Source organism: Ramlibacter sp. 2FC (assembly GCF_005503345.1).
Lineage (GTDB): Bacteria > Pseudomonadota > Gammaproteobacteria > Burkholderiales > Burkholderiaceae_C > SCMQ01.
Window position 1 is genome coordinate 1 of record NZ_SCMM01000046.1, and the last position, 20,415, is coordinate 20,415.

Below are 20,415 nucleotides of genomic sequence, written 5' to 3' on the forward strand. Positions count from 1 at the left end.
CCCCCACCCCGGCCCTCTCCCCAAAGGGGCGAGGGAGAACGCAGCCGCTCAGGCCGCCGCCGTGATCCTGATGCCGCGCAGCTGGCCGGCCTGGGCCGGGCCGGCCGGGCGTGGGTACTGCTGCGGGTCGAAGCGGTGCAGCAGCTCCGCCTCGCGGGCGCGCGCCAGCGCCACGTTGGCCAGCTTCACATGGCCGAAGCCGCGCATGCTCAGCGGCACGGCCGCGATCTCGGCCGCCAGCTTGAGCTTGTCCGCCTCTAGCCGGGCCAGCAGCTCGTCCACGCGCGCCTCGTAGCGGGCGATCAGCTCGCGCTCCATGCGCCGCTCCTCGGTGCGGCCGAACAGGTCCAGCGCCGTGCCGCGCAGCCGCTTGCCCTGCGCCAGCAGCTTCATGGCCGGCAGCATCCAGCCGCCCAGGCGGACCTTGCGCGGCGCCTGGCCGTCCTTGGGGCGCGCCAGCAGCGGCGGTGCCATGTAGAACTCGAGCTTCAGATCGCCCTCGAACTGGTGCGCCAGGCCCTCGCGGAACGCGGGGTCGGTGTACAGGCGCGCCACCTCGTACTCGTCCTTGTAGGCCATGAGCTTGAGCGCGCTGCGCGCCACGGCGGCGGCCAGGGCGCCGTCGCCGCCCAGCGCGGCCTCGCGCTGCTGCGCGCGCCGCACCAGGGCCTCGTAGCGCTGCGCATAGGCCGCGTCCTGGTAGGCCGTCAGATGGGTCAGGCCGCGCGCCACGATCTCGTCCAGGGTCTCGGGCCGCGGCGCCTCGTCCGGCTCGTCGAGCAGCGCGTGGCAGGCATGGATGTCGGCCGCCGCGAGCCGGCCCAGCGAGAAGGCCAGCAGGTTGGCCGGCACCGCCACGCCGTTGAGCGCTATCGCGCGGCGCAGCGCCGCCAGGCCCACCGGCACCAGGCCGCGCTGCCAGGCGTAGCCCAGGGCCAGGATGTTGGCGCTGATGGTGTCGCCCAGGAAGTCCTCGGCCAGTGTCTGGGCATCGAAGGTCTCGACGCGCTCGGCGCCAGCCGCGAAGCTCAGCTTCTCGAGCAGCAGCTCCACCTTGAGGCTGGCATCGGGGTTCTTCAGCGACTCGGCCACCGGCACCTCGTGCGTGTTGGCCAGGATCTGCGTGCGGCCGTGGCGCACCGTCTGCAGCGCCTCGGGCGAGGCGCCCACCACCAGGTCGCAGGCCAGGATGGCGTCGGCCTGCTGGGTGTCTATGCGCACCTGGTTCAAGCGCTCGGGGCGATCGGCCAGGCGCACGAAGGACAGCACCGAGCCGCCCTTTTGCGCGAAGCCCATGAAGTCCAGCACGCTGGCGCTCTTGCCTTCCAGGTGGGCCGCCATGGCGATCACGGCGCCCACCGTGACCACGCCGGTGCCGCCCACGCCGGTCACCAGCAGATCGTAGGGGCCGGTCCAGGCATGAGGCGCGGGCCGAGGCAGCGCGGCCACGCGCTGCAGGAAGGCGTCCATGCCGCCGGCCAGCGCACCCGCCTTCTTGCGCAGCTTGCCGCCCGTGACGCCGACGAAGCTGGGGCAAAAGCCCTTGGCGCAGGAATAGTCCTTGTTGCAGCTGGTCTGGTCGATCTTGCGCTTGCGGCCCAGTAGTGTCTCTTGCGGCACGACGGCCACGCAGTTGCTCTGCACGCTGCAGTCGCCGCAGCCCTCGCAGACCGCCTCGTTGATGAACAGGCGGCGCGACGGGTCGACCAGCTCGCCCTTCTTGCGCCGGCGGCGCTTCTCGGCGGCGCAGGTCTGCTCGTAGATCAGCACCGTGACGCCCTTGACCTCGCGCAGGCGGCGCTGCACGGCGTCGAGCTGGTCGCGGTCATGGAACTCCGTGCCCTGGGGGAAGCGGTCCTTGATCGCGTCGTACTTGGCGATGTCGTCGCTCAGCACCACCACCTGCTTGACGCCCTCGCTCTCGACCTGGCGCGCGATCGCGTCGACCGAGACCGGTCCGTCGACCGGCTGGCCGCCGGTCATGGCGACGGCGTCGTTGAACAGGATCTTGTAGGTGATCGAGGCCTTGGCCGCCACGGCCTGGCGGATCGCGAGGTAGCCCGAGTGGTAGTAGGTGCCGTCGCCCAGGTTCTGGAACACATGCGGCACGCGCGTGAACAGCGCGTGCGAGACCCAGTCCACGCCCTCCCCGCCCATCTGGATCAGGCCGGCCGTGTCGCGGTCCATCCAGTTGGCCATGAAGTGGCAGCCTATGCCGGCGCGCGCGGTCGAGCCCTCGGGCACCCGGGTCGAGGTGTTGTGTGGGCAGCCGGCGCAGAAGTAAGGCAGGCGCTTGACGCTGTCGGCGTCGTTGGCCAGCAGCTCGGGCGGCGTGAAGTCGCGCACATGGCGAAGGGGGTCACCCCAAGTGGCGTGGTCGGGGAAATGCCGCACCAGCCAGTCGGCCACGAGCGTTATCAGGCGCGAGGGGCGCAGCTCGCCGACCGCGGAGACCAGCGGCCGGCCCTCGGCGTCGCGCTTGCCGACGATGGCCGGGCGCGCGTCGGCCGGCGCGTTATAGAACAGCTCGCGCAGCTGGGTCTCGACCACCGCGCCCTTTTCCTCGATGACCAGGATCTCCTTCAGGCCCTGGGCGAAGGCCAGGGCGCGCGTGGTCTCGATCGGGAACGACAGGCCGATCTTGTACAGGCGCACGCCGGCCGCGGCCAGCATCTCGGGCGTGATCTCCAGGCGGCGCAACACCTCCATCAGGTCGTAATGCGCCTTGCCGCAGGTCACGATGCCCACGCTGGCCGTGGGCGAGGCGATGACCTCGCGGTCGATGGAATTGACGCGCGCGAAGGCCGCCACGGCCGCCAGCTTGTCCATCAGGCGCGTCTCTATGCGCAGCGAAGGCAGGTCGGGCCAGCGGTAGTGCAGGCCGTCGGCCGGCGGCTGGTGGCCGGTCTGCGCTCGCACAGCCGCCTCGTCCTGCCAGGCCGCCACGTGGGCGTTGACCTGGTCCAGGTCCACCGTGGCCCCGCTTTCCACCACCTCGGACAGGGCCGTCAGCCCCACCCAGTTGCCGCTGTAGCGCGAGAGCTGCCAGCCATAGAGGCCGAACTCCAGGTACTCGGCCACGCTGGCCGGCGAGACGATGGGCATGTGGAAGGCCTGCAGCAGCTGGTCGCTCTGGTGCGGCATGGACGAGGACACGCAGCCATGGTCGTCGCCCGCCACCACCAGCACGCCGCCCTTGGGCGAGGAGCCGAAGGCGTTGCCGTGCTTGATCGCGTCGCCGGCGCGGTCCACGCCCGGGCCCTTGCCGTACCACATGGCGAACACGCCGTCGACCGTGCGCTCGGGGTCCGACTCCACGCGCTGCGTGCCCAGCACCTGGGTGGCGCCCAGTTCCTCGTTGACCGCGGGCACGAAGCGGATGCCGCTGTCCTCGAAGCGCTTGCCGGCCTTCCAGATCGCCTGGTCCAGCATGCCCAGCGGCGAGCCGCGGTAGCCGCTGACGAAGCCCTGGGTGTTGAGGCCCGTCGCCGCGTCGCGCGCGCGCTGCATCAGCAGCAGGCGCACCAGGGCCTGGGTGCCGGTCAGGAACACCTGGCCTTCCTTGGCCCAGAGGTTGTCGGACAGCTGGTAGTCGGGGCGGACGATGGCGTCCTGGTCGGATTCTTGGCTCGGGGCGGCTGGCATGTTCGTCTCCATTCGGGGGTCGATGAAGCATAGGCCGCACAAGCCGGAAAACGATTCCTTGTTTCCTCGTGAAAAGCTATATTCAAGGAACCATCTACTCGAATACAGCCATGACCGAGGAAACTGTTCTCGACGCCTACAGCCTGCAGATCCTCGAGGAGCTGCAGCGCGACGCGCGCCAGACCGTGCAGCAGATCGCCGAGCGCGTGGGCCTGTCGACCACGCCCTGCTGGAAGCGCATCAAGGAGATGGAGGCCAGCGGCGTGATCCGCAGCTACACCGCGCTGGTGGACCGGCGCCGGGTCGGCCTGAACCTGCTGGTCGTGGTCGAGGCCAACCTGAGCCAGCACAGCGAGGAGCTGGTGCAGCAGTTCGAGCGTGCGGTCGCCGCCACGCCGCAGATCGTGCGCTGCCTCAGCACCACGGGCCAGGCCGACTACATCCTCACGGTGATGGTGCGCGACATCGAGCACTACGAGCAGTTCCTGCACCACAGCATCTTCAAGCTGCCCGGCGTGACCCATGTGCGCTCGAGCATCGTGCTCAAGGAGGTCAAGTCCGAGGTCCGCCTGCCGGTCGGCCCGGCGCCCAACCGCGCCGCCGCGCGTCAGCGCAAGGGGGTCTAGCAGCGGACGCTCAACACAAGCGCCCGCCTTCAGTCGAACAAGGCTGGCCGTTTGCCGGCGGCTCGCCGAGCTCCAGGAAACGCGGCGCGGCGGCAACGTCCAGCTTGCCGCTCGGGCCGACGATGTAGGCGCCGCGCGAGGCCATGTGCGGATGCTGCGCCGCCTCTGCGATGCTGAGCACCGGCGCAAAACACACGTCGCTGCCTTCGAGCAATTCGCACCAAGCGTCGCGCGGACGGCTTTTGAACAGCGCCGCAAAGCGTGCCTTCAAGGCCGGCCATTGCGCCAGTTCGTATTGCGCCGCCGGATCCGCGTCGTGCAGGCCGAGCTTGTCAAGCAGTAGCAGGTAAAACTGCGGCTCCAGCGCGCCCAGCGTGATGAAGCCACCGTCCGCGCATTCGTATACCTCATAAAACGGCGAGTCGTGGAAGGGACTGGGCCTGCCCGCGTCGAGCTGGCCGCTGCCGCGTATCCATTGCACGATGCCGCCCAGCATCGCCACCACATCGACGATGGCGGCATCGACCACACGCCCCCGGCCGCTGGCGCGCGCTTCGAGCAACGCGCAGGCGATGCCGAAGGCCAGGCCCAGCGCGCCGCTGGCATCACCCACCACGGTCGGCGGCACGATAGGCCGCTCGCCGCGGTGCGCCGACAGCGACAGCAGCCCGGTCAGCGCCACGTAGTTCAGGTCGTGCCCGGCCGCCTGGGCCAGCGGCCCGCTTTGACCCCAGCCGGTCATGCGGCCGTAGACCAGCCGCGGGTTGCGCGCGGCGCAGTCGGCCGGCCCGAGGCCCAGCTTCTCCATCACGCCGGGGCGGTTGCCTTCGATCAGCGCGTCGGCTGCGGTCACCAGCGCCATCGCTTCGGCGACTGCGGTCGCTTGCTTGAGGTCGAGCAGCACGACGGTCTTGCCTCGGCGCAGCGGGTTGTTGTCGGCCGCGCCGCCGAGCCGTTCGGTCACGGCGCCCTTCTGAGGCCGTGCGATCACGGTCACCTCAGCGCCCATGTCGGCCAGCATGCGGCCGGCCAGGGGACCGGGGCCGATGCCCTCGAACTCGACGATGCGGATACCGGTCAGCGGCGGCTTCATGCGAGCAGCTTCCGCGCGATCAGCTCCTTCATGATCTCGTTGGCGCCGCCGTAGATGCGCTGCACCCGGGCATCGGCATAGAGCCTCGCGATGGGGTACTCCGCCATGTAGCCGTAGCCACCGAAGAGCTGCAGGCATTCGTCCACCACGCGGCATTGCTGCTCGGTGCACCACCACTTGGCCATGTAGGCCGCGCTGTCGTCGAGCTTGCCGTCCAAGAGGCGCTGGATGCAGTCGTTGACGAAGCTGCGCACCACGTGCGCGAGCGTCGCGCATTCGGCGAGCTTGAAGCGGGTGTTCTGGAAGTCGTACAGCGACTGGCCGAAGGCTTTGCGCTGCTGGGTGTAGTCGAGGGTCAGCTCCACCGCCTTCTCGATCACCGCCGCGGCCGGCACGGTGAGCAGCATGCGCTCGTAAGGCAGCTGGCCCATCAGCTGGGCGAAGCCGCGGCCTTCCACCGCGCCGAGCAGGTGGTCGGCCGGCACGCGCACGCCCTCGAAGGACAGCTCGGCGGTGTCGGAGGCATGCTGGCCCAGCTTCTCCAGCCTCCGCCCGACGCGGAAGCCGGCCAGGTTCTCGGTCTCCAGCACGATCAGCGAGACGCCCTTGCTGCCGGCCTCGCCCGTGCGGACCGCGACCACCAGCAAGTTGGCGGTGAAGCCATTGGTGATGAAGGTCTTGGCGCCGTCCAGGACATACTCGTCGCCGTCGCGCCGGGCGCGGCTGCGCATCGCCTGGAGGTCCGAGCCGCAGCCCGGCTCGGTCATGGCGATGCCGGCGAGCATCTCGCCGCTGGCGAGCTTCGGCAGCCAGCGGCGCTTCTGAGCCTCGCTGCCGTAGTCGCGGATGTAGTGGGCGGCGATGGTATGCACCGCGACGTTGGCCGGCATCTCGGCCTTGGCCAGCTCGTCCTGCACGACCATCTGGTAGGCGAGGTTTGCCCCGGCGCCGCCGTATTCCTCGTCGATCTCGGGCAGCAGAAAGCCCATCTCGCCGAAGGGCCGCCACACCTCGCGGGGGATGTAGCCCTGGCGGCGCCAGCCGTCGAGATGCGGCGCCAGCTCCGCGGCGATGTAGCGGCGCACGACCTCGCGGAAAGCCTCGATCTCTTCGTCCATCCAGCGGTGCCGGTACAGTTGCGGCATCATGGTCAGATCCCCGTCAGGCCGCCGCTGCACAGCAGGGTCTGGCCGCTCACGTAATCGGACTCGGGAATGCACAAGAGGTACACCGCGCCCGCGGCCTCGTCGGGCGTGCCGCCGCGGCCGAGCGGAATGGACTTCTCCATCATCGCCATCAGCTCGGGGTTGACGCCCACCTTGATCTCCCGGCCCTCGATGTTGGCCGTCGCCTCCTCGCCGGCACTGCCCGTCAGGCGGGTCTTGATCAGGCCGTAGGCGACGCAGTTCACCGTCACGTTCAGGCGCCCCCACTCCTTGGCCAGCGTCTGCGTCATGCCGACGATGCCGGCCTTGGCGGCGGAATAGTTGGTCTGCCCGGCGTTGCCGAACAGGCCGGCGACCGACGAGATGTTGACCACCTTGCGCACCACGCGCTGGCCGGCTTCGGTCTCGGTCTTGACGAGGCTGCGGATCACAGGCTGGGCGGCGCGCAGGATGCGAAATGGCGCCGTCAGGTGGCAGTCGAGCATCGCGTACCACTGCTCGTCGGTCATTTTCTGGATCACGTTGTCCCAGGTGTAGCCGGCGTTGTTGACGACGATGTCCAGGCCCTTGTACTCGTTGACGGCGGTGCCGATGAAGCGTTCGGCGAAGTCCGGCGCGGTGACGCTGCCGACGCAGGCCACGGCCTGGCCGCCGCTCTTCTTGATCTCTGCGACCACTTCCTCGGCCGGGCCGGCATCGAGGTCGTTGACGACGATGCGCGCCCCTTCGCTGGCCAGCTTGAGCGCGATCGCGCGGCCGATGCCGCGGCCCGAGCCGGTGATGAGGGCGACCTTGCCTTCGAGTTTGCGTGTCATGGGGTGGTTCTCCTGAAAGGATTAGGGCAGCGCGACGAGGGCCTCGCCGACGATCTTGGTTTGTCCGAACTGGTTGGCGCTTTGCAGCTCGATGCGCACGCAGCGCTCCCCGTTGTGAGTTAGCTTCTCGAGCACGCGGCCGCTGCAGCGCATGGCGTTGCCGAGGTGGGTGATGCCCTGGAAGCGGGCCTCGAAGCGGCGCAGCCGGCTCTGCGGCACCCAGCCGGTGAGCAGGCGGCCGAGCCAAGCCATGCCCAGCATGCCCTGTGCAAAGACGTCGGGCATGCCGGCGCGGCGTGCCACGTCGGTGTCGATGTGGATCGGGTTGTGGTCGCCGGACGCGCCGGCAAACAAGGCCAGCGTCGTGCGGTCCACGGGCGGCAGTTGCAGCGTCGGCAGCTGGTCGCCGACCTGCACGGTATCGAAGGTGGGGGAAGTCATGGGCCTGTCCTTTCAGTTGCGGCAGACGATGACCGTGCGCAGCTCGGCCACCAGCTCATCGCGCTGGTTGGTGGCGCGCGAGGTCTTGACGACGAACTCGAGCGCGCCGTTCTTCTTGTCGTAGATGTCGCTGATGGTCGAGCGAACGGTCACCGTGTCGCCCGCGCAGGCCGGCCGGTGGTAGCTAAAGCTCTGCTCGCCATGCAGCAGCTTGGCGATCGGGATCTGCAGGTCCGCGAGCAGACGGTCAGAGACCCCGGAGTCGAGCTCGGCCGCGAACAAGAAGGTCGGCGGCGCGGGCAGGTCCGGGTAGCCGGCGTCGCGCGCGGCAGCAGCATCGGTGTAGATAGGATCGGTCTCGCCGATCGCCTTGGCGAAGAACTGCAGCCGGCTGCGCTCGATGGGCAGCACCGAGGCGGGCAGTTCATGGCCTATCCATTTCCTGTCGATCATGGGGTTTCCTTTCAGACGCGCTCGTACAGCGTCACCACGCAGGCGCCGCCCAGGCCGAGGTTGTGCTGCAGCGCCAGCCGCGCGCCTTCGACCTGGCGCTTGTCGGCCTGGCCGCGCAGTTGCTGGACCAGTTCCGTGCACTGCGCGAGGCCGGTGGCGCCGAGTGGATGGCCCTTGCTCAGCAGGCCGCCCGACGGGTTGGTGACCACCTTGCCGCCGTAGGTGTTGTCGCCATCGACCACGAATTTCTCCGCGCCGCCGACCGGGCACAGGCCGAGCGCTTCATAGCTGACCAGCTCGTTGTGGGCAAAGCAGTCGTGCAACTCGACCACGTCGATGTCCTGCGGCCCGACACCGGCGGCCTCGTAGACCTGCTGCGCCGCGGCCAGGGCCATGCTGAAGCCGACCACCTCGCGCATGTCGCGCGCCTCGAAGGTGATCGAACGGTCGGTGGTCATCGCCTGGGCCTTGATGCGCACGCTGCGCTTCAGTCCGTGGGCTGCTGCGAAATCGGCCGAGCAGACGATGGCCGCGGCCGAACCGCAGGTCGGCGGGCAGGCCATCAGCTTGGTCATTACGCCGGGCCAGAGCATCGGCGAGGCCATCACGTCTTCTTCGGTCACCATGGTGCGGAACAAGGCCAACGGGTTGTTCGCGGCATGGCGGCTGGCCTTGGCTCGGATCTTTGCGAAGGTCTCGACCTTGGTGCCGAACTCTTTCATGTGCGCGAGGCCCGCGCCGCCGAAGTAGCGCAACGCCAGCGGCAGATCGACGTCGACCAACTCGTTGGTGGCTTTGTCGAAGCGCTCGAAGGGGCTGGGCCGGTCCTTGAACACGGCACCGAGCGCGCCCGGGCTCATCTGTTCGAAGCCGAGCGCCAGCACGCAGTCGGCGGCGCCGCTGGCCACCGCCTGACGGGCCAGGAACAGCGCAGTCGAGCCGGTGGAACAGTTGTTGTTGACGTTGACGATCGGGATGCCGGTCATGCCGACCTCGTAGAGCGCGCGCTGGCCGGCGGTGGAGTCGCCGTAGACGTAGCCCACATAGGCCTGCTGCACCCGCTCATAGCCGATGCCGGCGTCGGCCAGCGCCTGGCGGCTGGCCTTGGCGGCCATCTGCGGGTAGGGCTCGTTGGCCCCCGGCTTGGTGAAGGGGATCATACCGACCCCGGCGACAAAGACGTCACGGCTCATGAGGGACTCCTGAAGGTTCGAAGGAAAGGAAAAGAAAGAAGGGCAGGCGTTGCTTACGCCACGCTGCGCTCGCGGCCCTGCCAGAAGGGCTCGCGCAGTTGGGTCTTCAGCACCTTGCCGGCGCCGGACAGCGGCAGCGCGTCGCTGAAGTCCACGCTGCGCGGGCATTTGTAGCCGGCGATCAGCGACCTGCAATGCGCGATCAGCGCCTCCGCCGAGACCTCCTGCCCTGGCTTGCGCACCACCACCGCGTGCACCGTCTCGCCCCACTCGTCGCTCGGGATGCCGATCACGGCACAGGCGGCCACCGCGGGATGCTGGGCGACCGCGTTCTCGGTCTCGGCCGAATAAATGTTCTCGCCGCCGCTGATGATCATGTCCTTGAGTCGGTCGGCGATGAAGATGAAGCCGTCCTCATCCATGTACGCGCCGTCGCCCGTGTGCATCCAGCCGTCACGCAGGGCCGCGGCGGTCTGCTCGGGCTTGTTCCAGTAGCCCTGCATCACGTTGGGGCCGCGCACCACGACCTCGCCCACCGTGCCGCGCGGCACTTCCTTGCCCTCGGCATCGACGATGCTGACTTCGGTGACGAAGCTGGCCCGGCCGGCGGATCGCAGCTTGCCGAGCTTGCGGCCGTCGGCCGTGTGGTACCAGGCCGGGTTGATCGTCGCCACGGGTGACAGCTCGGTCATGCCATAGGCCTGCACGAAGCCCACGCCGGGCAGCGCGGCCATGGCACGATCGAGCACCGCCTCCGAGATCGGCGAGGCGCCGTAGACGATGGTCTGCAGCGCACTCAGATCGCGTGGCTTCTTCATGGCCGGGTGGTCGACGAGCATCTGGATCATGGTCGGCACCAGCAGCAGATGGGTGACGCGGTCGCGCTCCAGCGTGTCGAGCACGAGCTCGGGGTTGAACGCCGGGACGATCGCGTGCGTGTTGCCCTCGATCCAGTGCGGCGCGGCGCACCCCATGTCGGCCAGGTGGAACATCGGCGCGGCGTGCAGGTAGGTGCCGCCGGGCGCGGCCAGGCCCTCGGCGCGCAAGGCCAGGGCCGAGCTGCACAGGTCGGTGTGGCTCAGCATCACGCCCTTGGGAAAGCCGGTGGTGCCGCCGGTGTAGAAGATGCCGGCCAGATCGTCGCCGCGGCGCAGGGCATCGGGCACGGGGTTGGCTTCGGCCAGCAGCGTCTCATAGCCGTGCATGCCGGCCGGCACGTCGCCGTCGCCGCAATAGACCACCTCGCGCAGGGTGCTCGAGTCGCGGCGGAACTGCTCGACCAAGGGTCGGAAGGTCTCGTCGACCAACAGGATGGACGAGCCCGAGTCGTCCAGCGAATACAGGATCTCGGCCGCCGACCAGCGGATGTTGCAGGGGTTTAGCACGCCGCCGCCCCAGGGCACCGCCATCTGGTATTCGAGGTAGCAGTCGGAATTGAGCGACAGCATCGCAACGCGATCGCCGCCTTGCATGCCCAGCTTCTGCAGGGCGCCGGCCAGGCGCGCCACGCGGTCGGCCAGTTGGCGGAAGCTGCTTTGGCGGTTGCCGAAGCGAACCGCGATGCGCTCAGGGTGTTGCTGCACCGCCCGGTGCAAGGCTTGAGTGAGGTACATACTTGTCTCCATACGGCCCGTCAATGCGCGAGCCTGTTGCGTATGTCGCTCATGGTAAAAACGAGCGATCGAGCCGACAATTGCCCATTGCCTCGATCGCATGGCAAAAGACCTCAATCCACGACTCTTTCCCGCTTGATGCTGCATCACCCGGTCACGATCCCGATCGCCTTCGTGCACGGCATGCTGTCCGGAGTTATGGCCCGCGGCCAGCCTTGTGACGCCTTCCTGGCCGATGCGGGCATCGCCCCCGAACTGCTCCAGCAGGCCGGCGCCCGCGTGACCGCGGACCAGTATGTGGCGCTGTTTCGGCTGTTGATCGACCGCCTCGACGACGATGGTCTCGGCTTCTTTTCGCGGACCCTCAAGCGCGGCAGCTTTGCGTTGACGTCCCGTTCCGCGCTGGGCGCACCGAACCTGGAGGTGGCCATTCGGCGCGTCGCCCGCACCTTCCGTCTGCTGCAGGACGATGTGGTGCTGGAGCCGGTGCGCGAGGGCGCGCTGGCGGGGCTGGCCCTGCGCTTCAGCGACCCGTCGGTGGTGCGTCCTGCCTTTCTGCATGAACTGTTGCTGCGCGTGTTCTGGCGCTTGCTGGCATGGCTGGCGGGCGGCCGCTTGCCCGCCGCACGCTTCGACTTTGCGTTCGAGACGCCGCTGTACGCGGGCAGCTACGGCAAGGTCTTTCCTGCGTCGCTGCATTTCGAGCGGCCCCAGTCTGCCTTCTGGTTCGACGCGAGACGGCTGCAGGACCCGGTGCGCCGGGATGAGGCCGCGCTGCGCACCTTCCTGGCCGATGCGCAGGGCAATATCATCGCACCACGGCGCGGTGACGTGGTTAGCGCGCGCGTACGCAATCATCTCCAGCGGACGCAGCCTGCATGGCCCGACCTTGCCGCGACGGCCGAAGCCATGCACATGGCGACTTCCACACTGCAAAGGCGCCTGGCCAGCGAGGGAACGGCATTTCAGTCGCTGAAGGACGAGTTGCGACGCGACATCGCGATCGTCCGCCTGAACACCAGCACGGTGCCGCTGGCGACGCTGGCTGGCGAACTGGGGTTCGCCGACAGCGCGGCCTTCCAGCGCGCGTTCAAGTGCTGGACCGGCAGCGCGCCGGGAGCTTACCGCCGCGCCGGGGCTTGATTCAGCAAAGGCGTCGCCACTGACGTTGGCTGAGCTCTTGAAGATCGGACACCGTCGCCTTCGGGCTTGAGCAGGGCCTGCAGCGCGCGCGCGCGGAACTCGCGCGGGCTCAGTCCCGTGTGCTTGCGGAAGAAGCGGCCGAAATAGGCCTCGTCGGCAAAGCCCAGCTGGCCGGCCAGCTGCTTGATGCTGACGCTGGTGTAGACCAGGTCGCGCTGCGCCTCGTGCACCAGGCGCGCGTTGATCACCTCCAGGCTGGAGATGCCCAGCACCTCGCGGCACAGGCGCGAGAGCTGGCCCGGCGTGATGCCGAGCTGGCTGGCGTAGGCCGACATGGCCAGGTGCTTCTTGAAATGCTCGTCGACCAGGGCGCGGAACTTCTCGATTTGCTGCGTCTTGCGCGAGCTCACCGTCAGCGGCGTGGGCTGCATCAGGTCGCCCAGGCGCGCGATCTGCACCAGCACCGCGGTGATCAGCGACATGCCCGCCGCGACCTGGCCGATGGCGTGCATGCGCGACTCGCGCTCGATCGCCAGGAACAGAGGCATCAACGCCTCGGCATGGCGGCTGGCGTCGTCGAGCAGGATCACGGCGGGCTTGCGCAGGGTCTGCACGAGCTCGGGCATGAGCACCGCGGCCAGCGACTCCAGCGGGCGCTGCGTGGCCGTGACCACGGGGCCGTTGACGTCGGTGGAGAAATGAAAGCCGTGCACGGTTTGTGCCGGAATCAAGAGCAGGCAGGGCGCGCGGGCCAGCCACTTGGCATTGTCCAGCTGCACCTCGACCGAGCCCTCGGTCAGGTACAGGATCTGCACGAAGGCATCGTGCAGATGCGGCTGTATCTCCCAGTTGTACGGGCGGGAGCGCTGCGGAATCCACTCGAAATCGAACGAGTTGTGCCAGCCCGGCTGGGCCTGATCGCCGTAGAGCGCGTAGTTAGGGATAACCCGAGCCACGGAAGCTGCTCCTAAAAAGAATGCACGAATTGTCCTGCTGTTGGCGTGAATCGTCAAACTGTGCGAGGCCTGCGGAACGAACAATCCAGCATCGCTTCCCGAGGAGACCACATGTCCGATTCATCCCGTCACTGGCTGGGCCTTGCAGGCCAGGTCTGTGTCGTGACCGGCGCCGCCAGCGGCATAGGCGCGGCCATCGCCCAGGGCTTGGCCCAGGCCGGCGCCCAGGTCGCCCTGCTCGACCGCGACGCCGCCGGCTGCGAGCGCGTCGCGGCCGAACTCGCGGCCGCTGGTGCCACCGCTCTCGCCGTGAGCTGCGACATCGCCGACGAGGCCAGCGTGCAGGCCGCGGCCGAGCGCGTGCAGGCCGAGCTCGGCGCCGGCGCGGTGCTGGTCAACAACGCCGGCCTGCTGCGCCCCGGCAGCCTGGCCGAAGTCAGCCTGGCCGACTGGAACAGCGTGCTGGCCGTGAACCTGACCGGCTACCTGCTGTGCGCGCGCGCCTTCTCCAAGCCCATGCGCGCGGCCGGCCGCGGCAGCATCGTCCACGTGGCCTCGATCTCCGGCCTCGCGCCCCAGACCGCCAGCGGCGCCTACAGCGCCAGCAAGGCCGGCGTGCTGCTGATGTCGCGCCAGATGGCCGTGGAATGGGGGCCGCAGGGCGTGCGCAGCAACGCCATCTGCCCCGGCATGATCCGCACCGCCCTGTCGGCCAGGTTCTACGAGGAACCGGGCTTAGCGCAAAAGCGCGCCGCCGTCACTGCCAGCCGCCGCATCGGCGAGCCGCAGGACATCGCCGACGTCGCGCTGTTCCTGGCCAGCCCGCGCTCGGCCTATGTCAACGCGGCCGAGATCGTGGTCGACGGCGGCATGTCCTCCATGCTGATGGACATGGTGCCCCGCCCCGGCTTCAACCAAACCTCCTAGAACCGAGGCACTGATGGGCAACCAGCTTGAATATGACCTGATCGTCGTCGGCTCCGGCGCCGCCGGCCTGGCCACGGCCATCACCGCGAAGAAGCGCGGCCTCGATGTGCTCGTGCTGGAGAAGGAGCCGGTGTTCGGCGGCACCACCGCCCTGTCCGGCGGCGTGCTCTGGATCCCGCTCAACCACCATGGGCGCAAGCAGAACCCGGCCGACACGCGCGAGGCCGTGCGCCGCTACATGATGGCCGAGACCGGCCAGCACTACGACGAGGCGGCCGTCGAGGCCTTCCTCGACAACGGCCCCAGGATGGTCGAATTCTTCGAGCGCGAGACCGAGATGCAGTTCGTGCCCACGCTCTACCCCGACTACCACCCCGACGGGGCTGGCGGCGTGGACCTGGGCCGCTCCATCCTGGCCGCGCCCTACGACATCCGCGGCCTGGGCAAGGACATGGCGCGCCTGAAGCCGCCGCTCAAGACCATCACCTTCATCGGCATGATGTTCAACTCGTCCAATGCCGACCTCAAGCATTTCTTCCGCGCCACCCAGTCGCTGACCTCCTTCGTGTATGTCGCCAAGCGCCTGGCCACCCACCTCAAGGAGCTGGCGCTCTACCGCCGCGGCATCAACGTGACCAGCGGCAACGCGCTGGCGGCGCGGCTGGCCAAGTCGGCGCTGGACTTGGGCATCCCCATCCTGACCGGCACGCCGGCCAAGGAGCTGATCTTCAAGGGCAACAGGGTGGCAGGCGTGCGTACAGGCGGCGCAGGCGGTGAGCGCCGCATCGTCGCGCGCCATGGCGTGGTGCTGGCCTGCGGCGGCTTTCCGCACGACATCAAGCGCATCGCCAAGGCCTACCCGCATCTGCGGCGCGGCCACGAGCACCTCTCGCCCACGCCGGTCGGCAACACCGGCGACGGCGTCAACATGGCCGAGGCGGCCGGCGGCCGGGTCGACATACGCTTCACGGACAGCGCGGCCTGGATGCCGGTGTCGCGCGTACCCTTCGGAAACGGCGAGTTCGGCGTGTTCCCCCACCTGCTGGACCGCTACAAGCCCGGCGTGATCGGCGTGCTCAAGAACGGCAAGCGCTTCACCAACGAGTCCAACTCCTACCACGACGTGGGCGCCGCGCTCACGCGAGCCTGCGAAGGCCAGAAGGAGACGGCCATGTGGCTGGTCTGCGACAAGACCACGCTGGCCAAGTACGGCCTGGGCTATGTCAAGCCCGCGCCCATGCCGATAGCCCGCCACATCAAGAACGGCTACCTCTACCAGGGCAAGACCCTGGCCGAGCTGGCCCGCGCCTGCGGCATGGACGCCGCAGGCCTGGAGCAGACCGTGCGCGACTACAACCAACACGCCGTGCGCGGCGAGGATCCGGCCTTCGGCCGCGGCCGCAGCTCGTTCAACCGCTACCTGGCCGACCCCGATCAGCAGCCCAATCCCTGCGTGGCGCCGGTGGAAAAAGGCCCGTTCTACGCCGTGAGGGTGGTGATGGGCGACCTCGGCACCTTCGACGGCATCCAGACCAGCGTGATCGGCGAGGTGCTCAAGCGCGACGGCCAGCCCATCGACGGCCTGTACGCGGTGGGCAACGACCGCGCCAGCGTGATGGGCGGCAACTACCCTGGCGCCGGCATCACGCACGGCCCGAACATGACCTTCGGCTTCGTGACCGGCAACCACATCGCCGACCGGGCCCAGGGCCGGGTCGCGAACGTCGAGGTCGCGAAAGGAGTCGCCGCATGAGCCACAGGACGCTGATAGACCACCGCGTCTACACCATCGCCCTGCGCAAGATGCCCGAGTTCCTCGAGGTGTTCAACCGCATGGCCATGCCCATCCTGATCGAGACCCTGGGCCACCCGATCGGCTTCTACACCAGCCTCGTGGGCCCGCAGAACCAGTTCGTGCACCTCTGGGCCTACGAGGACCTGGCCGACTACGAGCGGCGCTGCCGGGCGCGCGATACGCACCCGGACTTCCCGGCCTACCTGCAGGCCTCGGCCCACCTGATCACCGCGCAGGAGACGCGCCTGATCAAGGCGGCGGACATGCCCGGCCTGCCCAGCCCCAGGAGCTAAGCCATGACCGATCCCAACACGCATGCGCTGCCCGCGCAGGGGGATGCTCAACCCCTCGCGCCTGCCGTCGCCATCGTCACCGGCGCCGCCGACGGCATAGGCTGGGCCACGGCGCGCGAATTCGCGGCCCAGGGCTGGCGCGTGGCCTTGCTCGACCTGCGCGCCGAGGCCGCCCAGGCCCGTGCCGCCGAGCTCGGCGACCGTCACCTGGGCCTGGGCTGCGACGTGACCGACGCAGACAGCGTGCAGGCCGCCGTGGCCGCTACGCTGGACCGCTTCGGCCGCCTCGACGCCCTGGTGAACAACGCCGGCATCGCCGACCAGACCGCGCCCACGCTGGACCAGAGCGCCGCGGCCTTCGACCGCGTGCTGGCCGTGCACCTGCGCGGCAGCTTCCTGATGAGCCAGGCCGTGCTGGCGCACATGCGCGGCCAAGCCCGCGACGCGCGCGGCAACCGCGGCGCCATCGTCAACCTGGGCTCCATCGCCAGCTTAGTCGGCATCCCGGGCCGCAACGCCTACAGCGCGGCCAAGGCCGGCCTGCTCGGCATGACGCGCGCCCTGGCCAGCGAATGGGCGCGCGAGGGCATACGCGTCAACGCGGTCGCGCCCGGCTACGTGCGCACCGCGCTGGTGGCCGAGCTGGTGCGCCAGGGCGCGGTCGACGGCCCTGCCATCCAGCACCGCACGCCGCTGGGCCGCATGGCCGAGCCGGCGGAAATCGCCGAGGCCATCGTGTTCCTGGCCTCGCCCCGGGCCAGCTACGTCACAGGCGCCAGCTTGAGCGTCGACGGCGGCTGGTCGGCCTTCGGTGCCACCGAAAGCGCCTTGCCCGGCCTGTCCTCGGAGCTGTCATGAGGACTGGCTGCCACCGGCTCGCGCCGGAATTTTCGCAACAACACTAGGAGACAGACAGATGCTGACCATCCACCTGTTCAACGGCCTGGTCTACGGCGCATTGCTGATCGTGATGTGCTCGGGCCTGGCCCTGATCTACGGCCTGCGCCGAGTGGTGAACTTCGCCCACGGCTCGCTCTACATGCTGGGGGCCTACCTAGGCTACTCGATCGCCACCCACAGCAACTTCTGGGTGGCCCTGCTCGCCGCCCCGGCCCTGATGGCCGTGGTCGGCGTGCTGCTCGACCGCTGGGGCTTTCGCCTGCTGCAGGACCGCGACCCGCTCACCGTGGTGCTGGTCACCTTCGGCCTGCTGCTGGTGATCGAGGACTTCGTGCAGACCACCTGGGGCAAGGGCAACCTCTCGGTGCCCGCGCCCGATCTGCTGAGCCGCTCGGTCGAGCTGCTGGGCGCGCCGGTGCCGGCCTACCGAGTCGCGGTGGTCGCCGTGGGCGCCCTGGTGGCGCTGGGCCTGAGCCTGTGGCTGCGCCATTCCAAGCTCGGCCTGTTCGTGCGCGCCGCCAGCACCGACCCCACCACCACCGCCATGCAGGGCGTCAACACCGACGCGCTGAGCGCCGGCGTGGTGGGCCTGGGCACGGCCCTGGCCGGCTTGGCCGGCGTGGTGGCCGCGCCCTTTCTCGCGCTCTCGCCGGCCATGAGCAGCGACGTGCTGATCGACTCCTTCGTGGTGGTGGTGATCGGCGGCCTGGGCAGCCTGGCCGGCGCCTTCGTCGCGGCGCTGGTGCTGGGCCAGGTGCAGGCGCTCGGCGCGGTCTACCTGCCCGACCTGTCGGCCGTGCTGCCGTTTGCGCTGATGGTCGCCATCCTGCTGTGGAAGCCCGCGGGCTTTGCTGGCAGCCGTACCTGAAGGAGGTCCCATCATGTCCCTGTCCCGCCTCCTGGCCTGCGCCGCCGCCGCACTGCTGGCCGGCCTCGCCCTCACCTTCGCCGTCAGCTCGGGCACCGCGCTGTCGCTGCTGACCCAGGCCACGATCTACGCCGTGTTCGCGCTCGGCCTGGGCCTGCTGCTGCGCCAGAACGGCATGGCCAGCTTCGGCCATGCCCTGTTCTTCGGCTCGGCCGGCTATGTGGTTGGCATCCTGCTGCAGCTCAAGGCCGTGCCGGCCGAGGCCGCCATCGTGATCGCCGTGCTCGGCCTCACGGCCTTCGGCTTCCTGCTCGGCCTGATCATCGTGCGCGTGCCCGGCATCGCCTTCGGCATGCTGACCCTGGCCGTGGGCCAGATGTTCTTCCTCACCGCCTCGCGCTCGCGCGGCCTGACCGGCGGCGCCGACGGCATGAACATCGATTGGCCGAGCCAGCTGTTCGGCCTCTCCACCTCGGCCCTGCTGCGCCCGGCCCCCATGTTCCTGGTCTGCTGGGTGGTGCTGGTGCTGTGCATGCTGGGCCTGTCGCTGGCGCTGCACGGGCGCTTCGGCGCCGTCACCGAGGCGGTGCGCGACAACGAGGAGCGCGCGCGCTTCATCGGCATCCGCACCCTGCTGCCGCGCGCCGCGCTGTTCGCGCTGTCGGCCGGCATCACCTCGGTGGCCGGCGTGCTGTCGGCGCTGAACACCGGCTTCGTCTCGCCCGAGAGCCTGCACTGGAGCGTCTCCGGCGTGGCGCTGATGATGGTGGTGGTCGGCGGCTACAAGGCGCTGTGGGGCCCGGTGCTGGGCGCCATGGTCTATTTCCTGGCCAAGGACATCCTGGGCGACTGGGCCAACCACTGGATGGCGATCTTCGGCATCGCGCTGATCACCGTGATCGTGTTCTCCCCGAGCGGCATGGCCGGCGCCCTGCAGCGCCTGGCCCGGCCACGCAAGCGCCACGCGCCCCTGGCCGCGGCCCGCCCGCGGGGCGCCGCGGCGGCGCCCGCCACCCACTCCGCCACCGCGCACTGAAAGGAATGGCCATGAGTGAATTCGTGTTGCAGGCCGAGGACGTCGCCATCCACTACGGCGGCGTCAAGGCGGTGGACGGCGTCTCGCTGACGCTCAGGAAGGGCGAGATCCGCGGCCTGATCGGCCCCAACGGCGCCGGCAAGTCCACCGTGATCGACGCCATCACCGGCCGCCGGCGCCTCACGCGCGGCAAGGTGATGCTGGGCGGCCAGGATGTGAGCGCGCTAGGCGTGAGCGAGCGCCGCATGCGCGGCCTCTCGCGCAGCTTCCAGCGCACCAGCGTGTTCGGCCAGATGCCGGTGCGCAAGCAGGTCGAGCTGGCCTCCTACAAGATGGGCGTGGCAGACCCGGACGCCGACGCCGACGCGGTGCTCCAGGAGCTGGACCTGCTGCCGCTTTCCGACGCGATCGCCGAAGACCTGGGCTACGGCCAGCAGCGCCGGCTGGACCTGGCACTGGCCCTGGTGGGCCGGCCCAGCGTGCTGCTGCTCGACGAGCCCATGGCCGGACTGTCGGTCAAGGAGTCGCACGACCTGGCCAGGCATCTGAAGGCGCTGACCTCGCGCTGGGAGGTGTCCGTGCTGCTGGTCGAGCACGACATGGACGTGGTGTTCGGCATCTCCGATGTCGTGACGGTGTTTGAACTGGGCCGCGTGATCGCCAGTGGCGAGCCGGCCGCCGTGCGCGCCGACCCGCGCGTGCGCGAAGCCTATCTCGGGAGCGCTGCATGACCGCCTTGCTGAAACTTGAGAACGTCAATGCTTTTTATGGCTCTGCCCATATCCTGCACGGCCTCAGCCTCACGGTGAACCCCGGCGAGCGCGTGGCGCTGATCGGGCGCAACGGCGTGGGCAAGACCACGGTGGTCAACACCATCCTGGGCCTGGCCGCGCTGCGCGGCGGCGAGATCCGCCTGGGCGGCAAGCTCCTGCCGCGGCCGCGCCCCTACCTGGCCGCCCAGCATGGCGTGGTGGTGGTGCCGCAGGGCCGGCGCATCGTCGCCAACCTCACGGTGGAGGAGAACCTGCTGCTGGGCGCGGCCGTGGGCCGCAAGGGGCCCTGGACCGTGCCCGCGATCTACAAGCTGTTCCCCATCCTCGAGGAGCGCGCCCACACGCCGGGCACGGCGCTCTCGGGCGGCCAGCAGCAGATGCTGGCCGTGGGGCGGGCGCTGATGGCCAACCCCGCGCTGATCCTGCTCGACGAGCCGACCGAGGGCCTGGCCCCGGTGATCGTGGACCAGCTGGCCCAGATCTTCAACAAGGTCGCGGACCAGGGCACGGCCCTGCTGCTGATCGAGCAGAACATGAGCCTGGTCACCCGTGTGGCCGAGCGCTACTGCGCCATGGCCAAGGGCTCGGTAGTGGCCCAGGGCGAGGTCGTCAACTCGCGCCAGGGGCTCGCCGACCTCGAGGCCCATGTGATGGTCTGAACCGCTTTTCTTGCAAGACC

General features: G+C 69.3%; 19 protein-coding genes. 10 read left to right on the top strand and 9 right to left on the bottom strand.

Going from position 1 to position 20,415, the window contains the following annotated elements; all coding sequences use genetic code 11:
• Positions 1 to 48: 48 nt before the first annotated feature.
• On the bottom strand, positions 49 to 3,645 hold the full coding sequence (locus tag FFS10_RS17600) for an indolepyruvate ferredoxin oxidoreductase family protein (RefSeq protein ID WP_137895778.1): 3,597 nt from the start codon (positions 3,643 to 3,645) through the stop codon (positions 49 to 51).
• A gap of 110 nt (positions 3,646 to 3,755) precedes the next feature.
• Between FFS10_RS17600 and FFS10_RS17605 the strand changes: the two genes are divergently transcribed.
• Positions 3,756 to 4,271, top strand: a complete 516-nt coding sequence (locus FFS10_RS17605; RefSeq protein ID WP_137895779.1) for an Lrp/AsnC family transcriptional regulator — start codon at positions 3,756 to 3,758, stop codon at positions 4,269 to 4,271.
• Between the two features lie 10 nt (positions 4,272 to 4,281).
• On the opposite strand, the gene FFS10_RS17610 is transcribed toward FFS10_RS17605, so the two are convergent.
• Genes FFS10_RS17610 through FFS10_RS17640 form a run of 7 tightly spaced genes read right to left on the bottom strand, consistent with a single transcriptional unit; the run spans position 4,282 to position 11,045 of the window.
• Positions 4,282 to 5,364 (bottom strand): CaiB/BaiF CoA transferase family protein, encoded by a 1,083-nt coding sequence (locus FFS10_RS17610; RefSeq protein ID WP_137895780.1) that lies wholly within the window; start codon positions 5,362 to 5,364, stop codon positions 4,282 to 4,284.
• Positions 5,361 to 6,512: an acyl-CoA dehydrogenase family protein gene (locus tag FFS10_RS17615; RefSeq protein WP_137895781.1), complete on the bottom strand. Its 1,152-nt coding sequence runs from the start codon at positions 6,510 to 6,512 to the stop codon at positions 5,361 to 5,363. Before FFS10_RS17615 ends, FFS10_RS17610 begins: the two co-directional genes overlap by 4 nt.
• 2 nt (positions 6,513 to 6,514) lie before the next feature.
• Complete coding sequence (locus FFS10_RS17620) at positions 6,515 to 7,345, bottom strand: SDR family NAD(P)-dependent oxidoreductase (RefSeq protein ID WP_137895782.1); 831 nt, start codon at positions 7,343 to 7,345, stop codon at positions 6,515 to 6,517.
• Between the two features lie 21 nt (positions 7,346 to 7,366).
• Positions 7,367 to 7,786 (bottom strand): MaoC family dehydratase, encoded by a 420-nt coding sequence (locus FFS10_RS17625; RefSeq protein ID WP_137895783.1) that lies wholly within the window; start codon positions 7,784 to 7,786, stop codon positions 7,367 to 7,369.
• 12 nt (positions 7,787 to 7,798) lie between these two features.
• Positions 7,799 to 8,239 (bottom strand): MaoC family dehydratase N-terminal domain-containing protein, encoded by a 441-nt coding sequence (locus tag FFS10_RS17630; RefSeq protein ID WP_137895784.1) that lies wholly within the window; start codon positions 8,237 to 8,239, stop codon positions 7,799 to 7,801.
• 11 nt (positions 8,240 to 8,250) lie between these two features.
• A complete protein-coding gene (locus tag FFS10_RS17635) occupies positions 8,251 to 9,432 on the bottom strand; it encodes a lipid-transfer protein (RefSeq protein WP_137895785.1) in 1,182 nt (393 codons plus the stop codon).
• Between the two features lie 53 nt (positions 9,433 to 9,485).
• Positions 9,486 to 11,045, bottom strand: a complete 1,560-nt coding sequence (locus FFS10_RS17640; RefSeq protein WP_137895786.1) for a long-chain-fatty-acid--CoA ligase — start codon at positions 11,043 to 11,045, stop codon at positions 9,486 to 9,488.
• 138 nt (positions 11,046 to 11,183) lie between these two features.
• On the opposite strand from FFS10_RS17640, the gene FFS10_RS17645 reads away from it, so the two are divergent.
• Complete coding sequence (locus FFS10_RS17645) at positions 11,184 to 12,188, top strand: AraC family transcriptional regulator (protein ID WP_137895811.1); 1,005 nt, start codon at positions 11,184 to 11,186, stop codon at positions 12,186 to 12,188.
• Here FFS10_RS17645 and FFS10_RS17650 read toward each other — a convergent pair.
• Entirely contained in the window at positions 12,167 to 13,144 is a 978-nt protein-coding gene (locus FFS10_RS17650) for a helix-turn-helix domain-containing protein (RefSeq protein ID WP_137895787.1), read from the bottom strand. The two genes, FFS10_RS17645 and FFS10_RS17650, sit on opposite strands and share 22 nt — an antisense overlap.
• A gap of 111 nt (positions 13,145 to 13,255) precedes the next feature.
• Between FFS10_RS17650 and FFS10_RS17655 the strand changes: the two genes are divergently transcribed.
• The 8 genes from FFS10_RS17655 to FFS10_RS17690 are packed head-to-tail and all read left to right on the top strand — an operon-like array spanning position 13,256 to position 20,395.
• The gene (locus tag FFS10_RS17655; RefSeq protein ID WP_137895788.1) at positions 13,256 to 14,071 is read left to right on the top strand and encodes an SDR family NAD(P)-dependent oxidoreductase; all 816 of its coding nucleotides are present in this window, start codon (positions 13,256 to 13,258) and stop codon (positions 14,069 to 14,071) included.
• A gap of 13 nt (positions 14,072 to 14,084) precedes the next feature.
• Complete coding sequence (locus FFS10_RS17660) at positions 14,085 to 15,824, top strand: FAD-dependent oxidoreductase (protein ID WP_137895789.1); 1,740 nt, start codon at positions 14,085 to 14,087, stop codon at positions 15,822 to 15,824.
• Positions 15,821 to 16,159, top strand: a complete 339-nt coding sequence (locus FFS10_RS17665; RefSeq protein ID WP_137895790.1) for an NIPSNAP family protein — start codon at positions 15,821 to 15,823, stop codon at positions 16,157 to 16,159. The genes FFS10_RS17660 and FFS10_RS17665 overlap by 4 nt, the downstream gene beginning before the upstream one ends.
• A gap of 3 nt (positions 16,160 to 16,162) precedes the next feature.
• Positions 16,163 to 17,017, top strand: coding sequence for an SDR family NAD(P)-dependent oxidoreductase (locus tag FFS10_RS17670; protein ID WP_137895791.1), 855 nt, complete (start codon positions 16,163 to 16,165; stop codon positions 17,015 to 17,017).
• A 58-nt stretch (positions 17,018 to 17,075) separates the two neighbouring features.
• Positions 17,076 to 17,927, top strand: a complete 852-nt coding sequence (locus FFS10_RS17675) for a branched-chain amino acid ABC transporter permease (protein ID WP_137895792.1) — start codon at positions 17,076 to 17,078, stop codon at positions 17,925 to 17,927.
• 13 nt (positions 17,928 to 17,940) lie between these two features.
• A complete protein-coding gene (locus FFS10_RS17680) occupies positions 17,941 to 18,963 on the top strand; it encodes a branched-chain amino acid ABC transporter permease (RefSeq protein WP_137895793.1) in 1,023 nt (340 codons plus the stop codon).
• Between the two features lie 11 nt (positions 18,964 to 18,974).
• Positions 18,975 to 19,694 carry an ABC transporter ATP-binding protein gene (locus tag FFS10_RS17685; RefSeq protein WP_137895794.1) on the top strand — a complete coding sequence of 240 codons (720 nt, stop codon included), beginning with the start codon at positions 18,975 to 18,977 and terminating at the stop codon, positions 19,692 to 19,694.
• Positions 19,691 to 20,395: an ABC transporter ATP-binding protein gene (locus FFS10_RS17690; RefSeq protein WP_137895795.1), complete on the top strand. Its 705-nt coding sequence runs from the start codon at positions 19,691 to 19,693 to the stop codon at positions 20,393 to 20,395. Before FFS10_RS17685 ends, FFS10_RS17690 begins: the two co-directional genes overlap by 4 nt.
• Positions 20,396 to 20,415: the final 20 nt, after the last annotated feature.

Bases quoted from the DNA above. Each gene is read 5' to 3' on its own strand.
- FFS10_RS17690 (WP_137895795.1), top strand. From the start codon at position 19,691: ATGACCGCCTTGCTGAAACTTGAGAACGTCAATGCTTTTTATGGCTCT.
- FFS10_RS17620 (WP_137895782.1), bottom strand. From the start codon at position 7,345: ATGACACGCAAACTCGAAGGCAAGGTCGCCCTCATCACCGGCTCGGGC.
- FFS10_RS17625 (WP_137895783.1), bottom strand. From the start codon at position 7,786: ATGACTTCCCCCACCTTCGATACCGTGCAGGTCGGCGACCAGCTGCCG.
- FFS10_RS17685 (WP_137895794.1), top strand. From the start codon at position 18,975: ATGAGTGAATTCGTGTTGCAGGCCGAGGACGTCGCCATCCACTACGGC.
- FFS10_RS17635 (WP_137895785.1), bottom strand. From the start codon at position 9,432: ATGAGCCGTGACGTCTTTGTCGCCGGGGTCGGTATGATCCCCTTCACC.
- FFS10_RS17665 (WP_137895790.1), top strand. From the start codon at position 15,821: ATGAGCCACAGGACGCTGATAGACCACCGCGTCTACACCATCGCCCTG.
- FFS10_RS17660 (WP_137895789.1), top strand. From the start codon at position 14,085: ATGGGCAACCAGCTTGAATATGACCTGATCGTCGTCGGCTCCGGCGCC.
- FFS10_RS17640 (WP_137895786.1), bottom strand. From the start codon at position 11,045: ATGTACCTCACTCAAGCCTTGCACCGGGCGGTGCAGCAACACCCTGAG.
- FFS10_RS17615 (WP_137895781.1), bottom strand. From the start codon at position 6,512: ATGATGCCGCAACTGTACCGGCACCGCTGGATGGACGAAGAGATCGAG.
- FFS10_RS17675 (WP_137895792.1), top strand. From the start codon at position 17,076: ATGCTGACCATCCACCTGTTCAACGGCCTGGTCTACGGCGCATTGCTG.
- FFS10_RS17610 (WP_137895780.1), bottom strand. From the start codon at position 5,364: ATGAAGCCGCCGCTGACCGGTATCCGCATCGTCGAGTTCGAGGGCATC.
- FFS10_RS17670 (WP_137895791.1), top strand. From the start codon at position 16,163: ATGACCGATCCCAACACGCATGCGCTGCCCGCGCAGGGGGATGCTCAA.
- FFS10_RS17645 (WP_137895811.1), top strand. From the start codon at position 11,184: ATGCTGCATCACCCGGTCACGATCCCGATCGCCTTCGTGCACGGCATG.
- FFS10_RS17630 (WP_137895784.1), bottom strand. From the start codon at position 8,239: ATGATCGACAGGAAATGGATAGGCCATGAACTGCCCGCCTCGGTGCTG.
- FFS10_RS17600 (WP_137895778.1), bottom strand. From the start codon at position 3,645: ATGCCAGCCGCCCCGAGCCAAGAATCCGACCAGGACGCCATCGTCCGC.
- FFS10_RS17605 (WP_137895779.1), top strand. From the start codon at position 3,756: ATGACCGAGGAAACTGTTCTCGACGCCTACAGCCTGCAGATCCTCGAG.
- FFS10_RS17655 (WP_137895788.1), top strand. From the start codon at position 13,256: ATGTCCGATTCATCCCGTCACTGGCTGGGCCTTGCAGGCCAGGTCTGT.
- FFS10_RS17680 (WP_137895793.1), top strand. From the start codon at position 17,941: ATGTCCCTGTCCCGCCTCCTGGCCTGCGCCGCCGCCGCACTGCTGGCC.